Genomic DNA, 12,020 nt, shown 5'->3' on the forward strand with positions numbered 1-12,020 from the left:
TTGTTGGTTTTAATTAATTAATTTCTTTTTTGTATTACTTCCCATTGCACCCATAGATGTAACGGTTTTTTGCCTGTTTAAAACGTTTTCTTTAAAAATACGAAGTCCAAGATCTGCCCGGTACCCGTGAATTTCTGAAACGTCCAGCGCAGTCAGGAATCGAATGATTTCTTCGCTCACCACCTGCCCTGGCACAAGTACCGGGAATCCGGGTGGATATGGAATTATAAAAGAGGAGGCTACCAGGGTTCGCCCGCTTTCCATAAGAGGCAGGCATTCTTCCATTGGTATGTATTCATAATTTTCCTCATTGTAAGCCAGGAAAAAAGCTTCCCGAATATTGCCGCCTGGAACCCCCGGTACGGCCTGAAATGAATGGTGAAAATAGCTAAAATCAGGCAATGGAGGGAAATCTTTAGTCAAAGAAAAGATTCGCTCCTGGCGGATTTTGTTTTCCTCAATGCTTAAGGAAAGGAACTCCTTGTCCAATTCATCTGCAATTTTTAATAAGGCATTTGTTAGGTAAGTTACACTTCCCCTTGTAGTACCTATATTAGTCATAAACAATACGGTATTCCGTGAGGTTTTATTTATCTGGATATTAAATTTATCCATCAGATATTTATTTTTAAAAGTATCCCCGTCCACACCTGTTCGACCAATGTGCAGTGTTATTTTAGTTGGATCCAAAACGAATTCATCATTTTCCCACGCGGTTTCCATTCTGTTCCAACCATCCTTACGATTATAATATTCTGACAAACCTGATTTCCGATATTCCTTCGGAATAAAATCGCTGACGGTTAAAACATCAAAATATTTATTAAGTTTGGGATGATCATTCACTTTTGCCCGAAGAACCATTGCCATTTCTATACTTTTTTCTACCAGCTCATATCCCTCAAACTGAACCTGTCTGCGGCCCGCATCCAGGGAAGCCAGCATTTGATAATTAGGCGAAGTGGAAGTATGTGTCATGTAAGCTTCCATGAAAGTATTTTCACTTTTTCTGCGGTAGTCCTCATCCCAGATATGGATCATGGAACCTTGTCTAAAGCTGCTCAATGTTTTATGAGTGCTTTGTGTGGAATAAACCCTTATGCGAACTTTGTCCGGATCTGGAAGGCTTGAGATCTCGTCTTTCTTTAAATTTTTAATATGAGCTTCATATTCTTCCCTGTAAGCACTGCTCCTGTACTTTTCGTGCAGTTTTTGAGCTACAAACATTCCAGTTCTTTGCTTGTAATTATAAGTAAACCCTGCAAAAGCAAACCAGGCCTCATCCCATAGAAAAATCATATCCGGCTTTATAGCCAGAATTTCCTGCATTACTTTTTCTACGTTGTAAACCAATCCATCAAAGGTACAATTGGTAAGCAGCAACATTTTCACCAGGTCCATACGACCTGCATCTTTTAACCGAAGCAGTTTTTCTTTGATTTGTTTCAAAGGAACTGCTCCATACATGGAATATTGCTCAATAGGATAGGAATCCAGGTAAACCGGATAAGCTCCGGCCAAAACCAACCCGTAATGATGTGATTTATGACAATCCCTGTCAATAAGGATCACATCCCCGGGTTTTACAAGAGCCTGTACTACAATTTTATTGGCTGTTGAAGTTCCGTTGGTAACGAAAAAGGTGTTGAGGGAGCCATAGGCATCGCTCGCCATTTTTTGAGCCTTTTTTAAAGATCCTGTGGGTTGAAGCAAGGAATCCAAACCTCCTGTTGTGGAGGATGTTTCGGCAAGAAACATATTTCTACCATAGAAATTACCAAAATCATTGATCCACCTGGATTTAAAGACAGAATTACCTCTGGAAATAGGCATTGCATGAAAAATTCCGGTGGGTTTTTTACTGTATTCCTTTAGTGCTGAAAAGAATGGGGTTTCATAACGTTCACTTATTCCTCTTAAGATGGTGAGATGCAATTCCTGAAGATCTTCTGTCCTGTAAAAAATCCTTCTAAAACTTTTTAAAGTACTGTCTTTAAGATTGCCCAGGGAAGTATCTGTAACATAATAAGTATCAAGTTCAGGCCTGAATTTCTTCACAAGATTCCCCAAAATTGGACCGAGTTCGGTTTGATGTTTCGACGCCAGGTCCAGATTTAAAACATTTTGAATAAAAGGTTTTAAAAGAGGCGTTATTTTTTTGGAATGATATGGGGGAGCATAACGCACAACAACAGCTTGTATATTATAATTAAAATGCAAAGCTATCATGGCATCCTCAAAAGTTCGCTGCACCACAATTCCGTAATTGAACTGTTCATTTGCACCCCGAAGCTCTTTAAGATCATTTCTAAGTTTATTTTCCTCCTGCAGCGAAATATCCTCTACAAATAAAACTTCAAAATAATTCTTTTTGATCCCATTGGGATGTTCTCCGTTTTCTAAAGTGTCACCACCCTGTTCCTCCTCTTCAATAAAATCAGGGTTACTCCTATACCTGTCGCTTACAAGAAGTTTGGTGATTTCAGCAATTTTATGCGCCAGCGCTGTATGTTCCATACGGTCCAACATCACATTTAGCGATCGCAAACGAGCTATTCCGGGAAATGCAAAATAACTTTCTACACCTTCCAATTTCTTAAAAAGATCCCGAACGCTTTTTTTTAGATCTTTTTCTTCAGAAGAACCTCTGTTGCAATTTTGAAGTTTTGTGGATTCACTTTTTAAAGTGTTCCAGGATTCCAAACGAAGCTGAGTAACGTTATAATGTTGTGAACTAAGCGGTTTTTTATCTGGCATAAATTTTTATTTTTTTGAATGTAAGGCTAGTTTATTTCCTTCTGAATCTATGAAAATGGCAAAATGACCTGATTCTTCATTAATAAGGGTTTTTGGCATCACGACTCTTCCTCCGGCCGGCTCCACCCGATGCAGAACAGTGTTCAAATCTTCCCCTGCATTAAGATATAACAAGGGGCCGGAATCACCCGGAGTGGAACCAGGGCCTGCAACGATGGCTCCTCCAATTCCATTATCTGCCGGAAAAAAAGCCATGGCGTAATTGCCATCAAAATTCTTTTCCATCTCAATTCCGAAGATGTTGTTGTAGAAATCTACCGACTGCTGGAAATTAATCGCAGGAATTTCAAACCAGTTTATACAATTTTTTATTTTCTTTTTCTTTTTTGATGTTGTTCCACCCATAGTTTTACTTTTTTTTTATATTTCCCCAAATCCTTTGTAACCTGCAGGGGATGCAGGTGGTACATATTCATTTTCCTGCATCTTTAATTTCGCCAACGTATCGAGTTTGGTAGGTTTGATAAGCGGACCCAATGAATTAAGGTATGGCAATTGAGCTCCGTGCTGGTAGATTCCAAACTGTCCAATATGATCCCTGAAGCTTTTTAGGGGTTGTCCTAATCTAAGAACTCCCAGTTCCCTGCTCCTTTTCACTCTTTCAATATTCAATTCCAGCGGAAAAATCTCTTCATTCCCCTCAGCCTGATAAATTACCCGACCATCTGGTCCGCAAACAATAGACCTTCCACTACCTCCGGACTCTAATCCGTTAACATCGAAAAAGTAGCACTGATTCACTGCGGCCATTGCCCGGACTATAGATAATTCTATATCACGGTCAATAGTACCGGTCATCGTTGGGTGCAAAATTACTTCAGCTCCCATAACTGCCAGTGTACGTACCGTTTCCGGAAACCACATATCATAACATATGGAAAGTCCAAACCTGGCGACTCCCGGAACGTCAAAAACACAAAATTCTGATCCCGGAGTCACTCCAGCTTCATATGGATAAAATGGAAACATTTTTCTGTAACGGGTTACAACCTCACCTTGTGGATTAATAACTGTCGCAGTATTATAAATATTCCCTTCGCTTTTCTCGAAAATGGATCCCGGCAACAACCAGATTCCATGTTTTTTTGCCATTGCCTGCATCTCCTGTTCAAAAGATCCCGGAATTTCCTGGGCGTTATGAGTCAAAGGGCCATAGCCATTCAGCTCGCTAAAAACTATCATTTCTACCCAGGGATAGATGCTCATAGTTATATTTATTTTCAGTTTCATCATCTCCACGTTTGGAGCGACTGCCGAAACTTTCATTTGTATTCCTGCTATTGCAAATGGTCTCATTCTAAATTTATTTTAATACTTAATTTGTTTTGGCACCTTAATCTTTTTAAGAAAACCATTCATTATTTTAACGACTACGTCCTTCCAGGATCATCACAAATTCAAAAAATATTCTTATTTAACTATTTTTTCGAATCTGATATTCCAGAATATCCAGTCCCTTATTCAATTGTTCATCGGTTATTACAAGCGGAGATAAAATTCTTATCACATTTTTAAAGGTTCCGGCGCTTATAAGAATCAAGCCTTCCTCAGCGCAGCCTTTAACTATCTTATCACAAAGTTCTGTGTTTGGTTTTCCGGGGTCGTTATTCTTTACGAATTCAATACCTATCATAGCACCTATTCCTCGTACATCACCAATTTCAGAGAATTCCTTTTGAAGTTTTCCCATTCGCTCCGTAACTACTTTTCCAATATGAATTGCACGTTCATTCAGGTTTTGGTCTTTCATATATTGAATCGTTGCAAGTGCAGCTGCACAACAAACCGGACTACCTATATATGTCCCCCCAATAGTTCCAAAACCCGCAGCATCCATTATTTCAGCTTTTCCAAGAACGGCCGCAATGGGCAATCCAGATCCTAAAGATTTTGCATAGGTACTTATGTCTGGTTGGACGTTGTAATGTTGCCAACTTGCCCAATGACCCGTACGGCAAAAACCGCTTTGGATCTCATCCATAATAAGTAAAACCCCGTGCTCATCACAGAAAGATCTCAATCCCTCCAAATATTTTTGAGGCGTGGGATTAAATCCGCCTTCTCCTTGTATGGGCTCAATTATTATAGCCGCTACGCTGTTGATATCAACCAGGTTATGAGCACTTTCCCGCAGCCTGTTAAGCTCTGTCACTACAAATTCATCCATTTCCTGAGAGCCATGATCCTTATAGAAATTTGGAAAAGGAATCCTATATACTTCAGGAGCGAATGGCCCGCATGAAAATTTATAATTCACTTTGCTTGTAAGGCTCATTGTCATTAATGTGCGACCATGGTAGGCTTCGCTAAAACATAAAATAGCTGGCCTTTTAGTTGCCTGCCGGGCTATTTTTATCGCATTTTCAACAGCTTCCGCACCTGTACTAATAAGCATTGCTTTTGTTTTTTCGCCGTGCGGAAGGATCTCTGCGAGATCCTCACATAGTTTTATATAAGGTTCATAGGTTACTACGTTAAAGCTGGTATGCAGGTATTTTCCTGCCTGTTCGCGTATGGCCTCTACTACTGGCTCCGGGCAATGTCCTGCATTTACGACACCTATCCCTCCGGCAAAATCTATCAATTCCCGACCATCAACATCTGTTATTATTGCTCCTTTTGCATGTTTTACGGTAGCAGTGTTAAAAACACCTACACCATTAGCGACTATATTTTTTCTCCTGTCAAGGAGCGCTTGTGATTGGGTTTGCTGCTCTGTCATATAAAATTTAGGTTGTTGTAATAGAAAAGGATCAAGGAATCCTAAACTTGCTGTTTTAAATAAAAAAGCACTCGCTTTTTAGTACAGCAATCGCCTCATAAGGTACAATAAAAAACCTATCAATTGCAACTAATCTTACTATTGACAGGCATTTTAACAGAATTGAAGAAAATTATGACGCTCCTAGAATACAGATAAAAATTGTAGGATTCCTTCGGAAAGCTTTTTTAAAGCCTGATAAAAAATGAATTAAATTAAAAAAGGAATGTTGCAATTACAAAGGCAAAGCTGTTGTGCTTTTTACTGAACTGATTATGAAGGTGCTTTGGGTACTTCCAATATGTTCAAGATTTGTAAGCTTTGTCAACATAAATTCCCGGTAGGCCTCCATATCCTTTACCAAAACTTTCAGAATATAATCATATTCCCCGCTTACATGGTAACATTCAAGTACTTCCGGTAATTTCACTACTTCTGCTTCAAATTTAACAACGTTGCTTTTGGTATGTTGCACGAGCTTTATTTGTGTTAGTACCATAAAAGCTTTTTCTACCTTGTCCGGTTTTACCAGTGCCACGTAGCCGGAAATCACCCCATTCCGCTCTAAACGTTTTATGCGTTCAAAAACAGCAGTTACCGAAAGGCTTAAACCATTGGAAAGCTCCTTATTAGTGATCTTGCTATTCTGCTGTAATTTCTGCAGGATTTTTTTGTCGGTATCATCCAGGTTCATCTAAGGAAAATTTTTCGCTTTAATCATACGAAGATATGATTTATAGGAATATTAATCTAATCATCTTACTTTATTTAGATTAATATCCTGAAAAATTCAACATCTATTGACTTTTGATCTTAATTTCCCTTATTTTGAAGAACAATCTAACCTAAATATCATGAAATGAGCATAACGGAAACCTGATAAAAACACCGTTCAAAATATGCGAATTACATAAGACCAATAAGAAACAATAAATATATACTTATGAAATATAAACCAGCAAACCACATCCAGGATCTTCAATATTTTGGAGAATTTGGAGGTGTCAACCCTTCTATATCCGATTCTTCTACCTACACATTTCTTTCTGCAAAAACCATGTTCGATACTTTTGAAGGGAATGCAGATGGATGCTATCTCTATTCAAGACATTCTTCTCCTTCCAATCTATACCTTGGAGAAGCTCTTGCAGCGATGGAAGGAACTGAAACCGCCAATGTTGCAGCATCCGGAATGGGAGCGATTACAGGCACCCTTTTACAACTGTGTATGGCAGGCGATCATGTTGTTTCCAGCCGAACTATCTACGGAGGGACGTATGCATTTTTAAAGAATTTTGCTCCACGTTTAAATATTGAGACCAGTTTTGTGGATATCACAAAACTCGATTTGGTAGAAGCTGCAATTAATGAAGATACCAAAGTTTTGTTTTGCGAATCTGTAAGCAACCCATTGTTGGAAGTAGCCGATATTCAAGGCTTGTCTAAAATCGCAAAAAAACATAATATACCGCTGGTAGTAGATAATACATTTTCACCTTTATCTATCACGCCTGCCCAACTGGGGGCCGATATTGTTATTCATAGCCTCACAAAATTTATCAATGGAAGCAGTGATACCGTAGGTGGAGTAACCTGTGGAACTCAGGATTTCATCAATGCACTTAGAAGTGTTAACGATGGAGCCAATATGTTGCTGGGGCCTACTATGGATAGCTTGCGTTCTGCTTCTGTTTTAAAGAATATGAGAACATTGCATATACGAATGAAGCAACACAGTAAAAATGCAATGTACCTGGCACAAAAATTTGAAGCAGATGGATTCCGTACCGTATACCCCGGACTTCCCTCCCACCCGAGCCACGAACTTTTCAAAAAGATGATGAATCCCGATTATGGTTTTGGCGGTATGTTGACATTGGATGTTGGCACTATAGATAAAGCCAATGAATTCATGGAATTGATGCAGGAAGAAAACCTTGGGTACCTGGCGGTAAGTTTAGGTTTTTACAAAACGCTTTTTAGCGCTCCCGGAAGCTCCACCTCTTCGGAAATTCCTGAAGAGGAACAAATAGAAATGGGATTGAGCAATGGATTGATCCGGTTTTCAATTGGGTTGGATGATGATATAGAACGTACCTACCAAATGATGAAAACCTGTATGAAAAAGGTTGGCCTACTGGAAGCCCATAAAGCATAGGCAAAAGAGCGTATTTTTAGAAAGATTTCTTTTCTAGAAATACGCTCTTTTTATTTTTGAAATTTTCTGAATTGCTGAAATAATTCCTCACTATTTTGCTGTTTCAGCTAATTATTGCCAGTTTTAATTCAATAACTTCATTTTTACATTTGCTCAATTTCCTTTAAAATCGTAACATTACGACCCAAAACAACTATTTTAATGGAAGGTCAAACCAATTCCCCTGAAAATGAACCAATAACAGAAAATAAAGAATTAAATATTTGGGAAGCATTGATCCCGGTAATTGCGCTTATTGCAATGCTGGCCTTCAATGTTTTTGTTTTTGGGGATGATGCGCTTAGCGGTTCAAATCAGTTCATTTTATTATTGGGCGGTGCCGTTGCAGCTATTGTAGGTTACTTTAATAAAGTACAATACAATAAAATGATCGATGAAGTTGCCAACAACGTACAAAGCACCACTGGAGCAATTTTGATCTTATTGATGGTTGGTTCACTTGCCGGAACCTGGATGATTAGCGGGATCATTCCAACCATGATTTATTATGGGTTACAAATCTTAAATCCAACTATATTTCTTGCGGCCTGTGTTATTATTTGTTCTGTTATTTCGATAGCCACAGGAAGCAGTTGGACAACTTCTGCTACCGTAGGAATTGCACTTATAGGAATTGCGGAAGCTTTGGATATTTCTGTTGGAATGACTGCTGGCGCTATCCTCTCCGGAGCATATTTCGGGGATAAACTCTCCCCTTTAAGCGATACTACCAACCTTGCCCCTGCCATGGCCGGAACCGATCTTTTTACGCACATTCGGTATATGCTCTTTACAACGGTTCCAACGATTACAATCACTCTTATTATTTTTATTATTATTGGACTCAACCTTGACATTTCAGGAGATACCGATACTTCCGCTATCTTAAGTTCAATTGAATCTTCTTTTACCATATCTCCCTGGTTATTTATAGTTCCATTGGTTGTTATTCTTTTAATTGTCAAAAAAACATCACCTCTTATAGCCCTTCTTATTGGAACTTTACTTGGAGCTGCTGCAGCATTGATCTTTCAACCGGATCTTGTTGCTCAAATTGCCGGAGTCAAAAATTTGGATTTCATAAGTGGCTACAAAGGGATTATGCAGGCAATTACGGTAGAAACATCTGTTGTAACCGATAATGTAGACTTAAACGACCTTTTTTCCTCCGGAGGTATGGCAGGAATGCTTGGAACCATCTGGCTCATCATTTGTGCGATGGTTTTTGGCGGGATTATGGAGGCTATAGGGGCTTTGGAAACTATTAGCCGTGCTTTGTTAAATATGTTTCATACTACTTTTGGATTGTTTGCCAGTACGGTTTTTAGCTGTTTGGCGCTTAATGCAACCGCTTCAGATCAATATCTGGCAATTGTAGTTCCAGGAAAAATGTTTGCCAAAGCATATAAAGATAAAGGTCTTGCTCCTGAAAATTTAAGTCGTACCCTGGAAGATTCAGGAACGGTTACCTCGGTTTTAGTTCCCTGGAACACCTGTGGCGCATATCATAGCGGCGTACTTGGGGTGCCAACATTATCCTATGCAGGCTATGCCTTTTTCAACTATTTAAGCCCATTTATGACCCTATTGTTCGCCGCTTTCAGCATCAAAATCAAACAACTTAGCACTAAAACGGCTTAAAAACCTGAATCTTCTCGGATAAGTCAATATTATACTAAAACAATTCACGATAGACAAACCCTATTCTTAGATAAGGATTTAAAATTTTATCGGCATTTCCAAGATCATTAAATACATACTTTTGCAAGAAGAAATAAATAAACAATAAACATAATTTAATATGGCATTAGTAGGAAGAAAATTTCCAAATTTAAGTGTGAATGCAATGGATGAAATGGGTGATACCTTTAAGTTAAATGTTCTTGAAGAAGCTCAAAAAAACAATAAAAAAGTATTATTATTTTGGTATCCAAAGGATTTTACATTCGTTTGTCCAACTGAATTACACGCTTTTCAGGAAGCTTCAAAGGAATTTGAAAAAAGAAACGTAATGGTTATTGGCGCATCCTGTGATACCGCCGAAGTTCACTTCGCCTGGTTAAATACCGCAAAAGATAATGGTGGGATTGAAGGTGTTAAATACCCGATACTTGCCGATTCAAACAGAAATCTTAGCTCCCAACTTGGTATTCTTGACATTTCCAATGAGCAATATGATGAAGAAACCGGAGCAGTTACTGTAGAAGGAGACAATGTTACCTATCGTGCCACCTACCTTATTGATGAGGAAGGAACTATTTTTCACGAAGGTGTTAATCATATGCCGCTTGGAAGAAATGTGAAAGAATTTATTAGATTAATCGATGCTTACACCCACGTTCAGGAAAAAGGAGAGGTTTGTCCTGCGAACTGGGAAGAAGGCAAGGAAGGAATGAACGCAGATCGCGAAGGAGTAGCTTCTTACCTTAGTTTAAACTAAAAGGACAAAAAATGGTTAAAGAATTAGAACAAGATAATTTAAAGGAGATAGTTGCAGAAAATGGAACTGTGGTGGTTCAATATATGGCCGGATGGTGCGGTAACTGCAGAGTTATGAAGCCTAAGTTCAAAAAACTTGCAGGGGAAAATGAAGCATCCACTTTTTTGATGGTGGATGCTGAAAAATTTCCTGAATCCAGAAAAATGGCCAATGTAGATAATCTTCCAACTTTTGCAACTTTTAAAAACGGAAGTTTAGTTAATCAGGTTCAAACCAATAAATTTGAACTATTAAAAGATCTAGTAAATGAAGTTGCCAGTAATTAGACATTTGCAGCGCAACAACGATGCAGAAAAACTGCAAAATGCCATCGATGTTTTAGAGAGTTTTACAGAACACCGGTCTGTTTCTGATGAAGAAATGGATGTTGTTGGAGAATTAATCACCAATTTGTGTGGGGCTGTAGAAGTACATAAAATGATTGAAGATGGCGATTCTGAAATGGACGCTGCCAATAATTTCGTAAAAAAGGTAATGGGATCAATCGATCGCTAAAACCTAAAGCTTAAGAGCTTACAAGGGCTGTTTTTAGAAATAAAAACGGCCCTTGTTGTTTTTATGATAATTTTAGTAAATCCCTGTAACATAAGCATTAAATTTAGATTCTCAATAACAAAAAAAGCCTAATACAATGTCACAAATAACATTAAAAGATAAAAAAGTAAACACTTATGGGAGCTTACCTGAGATGGGTGAAAGAGCACCTCATTTTGAATTGGTACGTTCCGATCTTTCAACGGCAACCCTAAAAGATTTTAAGGGAAAAAGGCTTATTTTAAATATTTTTCCAAGTATTGATACTCATGTTTGCGCCACTTCTGTTAGAAATTTTAATGAAAAAACTTCCACATTGAACAATACCGAAGTCTTATGTATTTCAAGAGATCTTCCTTATGCACAAAAAAGATTTGTTGACGATGCAGGAATAAAAAATGTGACCAATCTTTCTGATTTTCGCCAAGGTGATTTTGGAAAGGATTATGGTGTTGAAATGATGGATGGACCAATGGCCGGACTTCTTTCCAGAGCTGTAATTGTTTTAGATGAAGAAGGAAAAGTAATCCATACTCAGCAAGTGCCTGATATTTCTCAGGAACCAGATTATCTTGCAGCTCTTAAGCCGTTGTTATAATGCGGGATAGTTACCTTGGTAAGAGAATTCGGGGAGGGAAATATGCATTTAAAGGAGCCTGGATTTTAATTAAAAGCGAACACAGTATTCAGGTTCAGGTTGGAATTGCTGTCTTAATAACCGCTCTTGGATTTTATCTTGATATCTCAAAATCCGATTGGATGTTTCAGTTTTTCGCAATTGGACTTGTTTTAAGCACCGAGGGCCTTAACAGCGCCGTAGAAGGAATTGCAGATTTTGTACATCCGGATTTTCACACAAAAATTGGGTATATTAAAGATGTCGCTGCTGGCGCTGTCCTTTTTGCTGCCATTACTGCCATTATCATCGCAGGATTCATTTATCTCCCATATCTTTTTCCAAATCTTTTCATACAATAGCATTTTTATAATTTCTCGTTATACCTCCGAATCTACAACTTGTTGTTTTTTAACTTCCTATATTCTTACTGCAAAAAGATAATTATAGCATAGAACAAATACTTTTTATTCTATTGATATATCATTTTAGATTTTTCAAAAATGATTTAAGTTTAGTTTAAATGTCCTTATCCCTTTATTAAAAACTTATGTCTCCCCATCTGTAAATATTTAATCCCGCGCTTTTTTATAAA

General features: G+C 38.2%; 12 protein-coding genes. 7 read left to right on the top strand and 5 right to left on the bottom strand.

Annotation, left to right across the window (positions count from 1 at the left end; genetic code table 11):
- Positions 1 to 9 precede the first annotated feature (9 nt).
- The 5 genes from ACKGJN_RS14515 to ACKGJN_RS14535 all read right to left on the bottom strand — a co-directional run bounded on the left by ACKGJN_RS14515 (position 10) and on the right by ACKGJN_RS14535 (position 6,272).
- A complete protein-coding gene (locus tag ACKGJN_RS14515; RefSeq protein ID WP_409540273.1) occupies positions 10 to 2,757 on the bottom strand; it encodes an aminotransferase class I/II-fold pyridoxal phosphate-dependent enzyme in 2,748 nt (915 codons plus the stop codon).
- A 6-nt stretch (positions 2,758 to 2,763) separates the two neighbouring features.
- Entirely contained in the window at positions 2,764 to 3,162 is a 399-nt protein-coding gene (locus tag ACKGJN_RS14520; protein WP_409540274.1) for a VOC family protein, read from the bottom strand.
- A 15-nt stretch (positions 3,163 to 3,177) separates the two neighbouring features.
- Positions 3,178 to 4,113: a carbon-nitrogen hydrolase family protein gene (locus ACKGJN_RS14525; RefSeq protein ID WP_409540275.1), complete on the bottom strand. Its 936-nt coding sequence runs from the start codon at positions 4,111 to 4,113 to the stop codon at positions 3,178 to 3,180.
- A gap of 118 nt (positions 4,114 to 4,231) precedes the next feature.
- Complete coding sequence (locus tag ACKGJN_RS14530) at positions 4,232 to 5,539, bottom strand: aspartate aminotransferase family protein (RefSeq protein ID WP_409540276.1); 1,308 nt, start codon at positions 5,537 to 5,539, stop codon at positions 4,232 to 4,234.
- 274 nt (positions 5,540 to 5,813) lie between these two features.
- Positions 5,814 to 6,272 carry an Lrp/AsnC family transcriptional regulator gene (locus tag ACKGJN_RS14535; protein WP_409540277.1) on the bottom strand — a complete coding sequence of 153 codons (459 nt, stop codon included), beginning with the start codon at positions 6,270 to 6,272 and terminating at the stop codon, positions 5,814 to 5,816.
- Between the two features lie 249 nt (positions 6,273 to 6,521).
- On the opposite strand from ACKGJN_RS14535, the gene ACKGJN_RS14540 reads away from it, so the two are divergent.
- From ACKGJN_RS14540 to ACKGJN_RS14570, 7 genes are all read left to right on the top strand, one after another.
- A complete protein-coding gene (locus tag ACKGJN_RS14540) occupies positions 6,522 to 7,736 on the top strand; it encodes an aminotransferase class I/II-fold pyridoxal phosphate-dependent enzyme (RefSeq protein ID WP_409540278.1) in 1,215 nt (404 codons plus the stop codon).
- A gap of 201 nt (positions 7,737 to 7,937) precedes the next feature.
- On the top strand, positions 7,938 to 9,416 hold the full coding sequence (nhaC, locus tag ACKGJN_RS14545; protein ID WP_409540279.1) for a Na+/H+ antiporter NhaC: 1,479 nt from the start codon (positions 7,938 to 7,940) through the stop codon (positions 9,414 to 9,416).
- Positions 9,417 to 9,576: 160 nt separating this feature from the next.
- Positions 9,577 to 10,215 (top strand): peroxiredoxin, encoded by a 639-nt coding sequence (locus ACKGJN_RS14550; RefSeq protein ID WP_409540280.1) that lies wholly within the window; start codon positions 9,577 to 9,579, stop codon positions 10,213 to 10,215.
- An 11-nt stretch (positions 10,216 to 10,226) separates the two neighbouring features.
- Positions 10,227 to 10,541, top strand: a complete 315-nt coding sequence (locus ACKGJN_RS14555; RefSeq protein ID WP_409540281.1) for a thioredoxin family protein — start codon at positions 10,227 to 10,229, stop codon at positions 10,539 to 10,541.
- Positions 10,522 to 10,770 (top strand): DUF6952 family protein, encoded by a 249-nt coding sequence (locus ACKGJN_RS14560; protein ID WP_409540282.1) that lies wholly within the window; start codon positions 10,522 to 10,524, stop codon positions 10,768 to 10,770. The genes ACKGJN_RS14555 and ACKGJN_RS14560 overlap by 20 nt, the downstream gene beginning before the upstream one ends.
- A 136-nt stretch (positions 10,771 to 10,906) precedes the next feature.
- Complete coding sequence (gene tpx / locus ACKGJN_RS14565) at positions 10,907 to 11,407, top strand: thiol peroxidase (RefSeq protein WP_409540283.1); 501 nt, start codon at positions 10,907 to 10,909, stop codon at positions 11,405 to 11,407.
- Complete coding sequence (locus ACKGJN_RS14570) at positions 11,407 to 11,787, top strand: diacylglycerol kinase family protein (protein WP_409540284.1); 381 nt, start codon at positions 11,407 to 11,409, stop codon at positions 11,785 to 11,787. The genes tpx and ACKGJN_RS14570 overlap by 1 nt, the downstream gene beginning before the upstream one ends.
- Positions 11,788 to 12,020 lie beyond the last annotated feature (233 nt).

Source organism: Gillisia xinjiangensis (assembly GCF_046298265.1).
GTDB lineage: Bacteria > Bacteroidota > Bacteroidia > Flavobacteriales > Flavobacteriaceae > Gillisia > Gillisia xinjiangensis.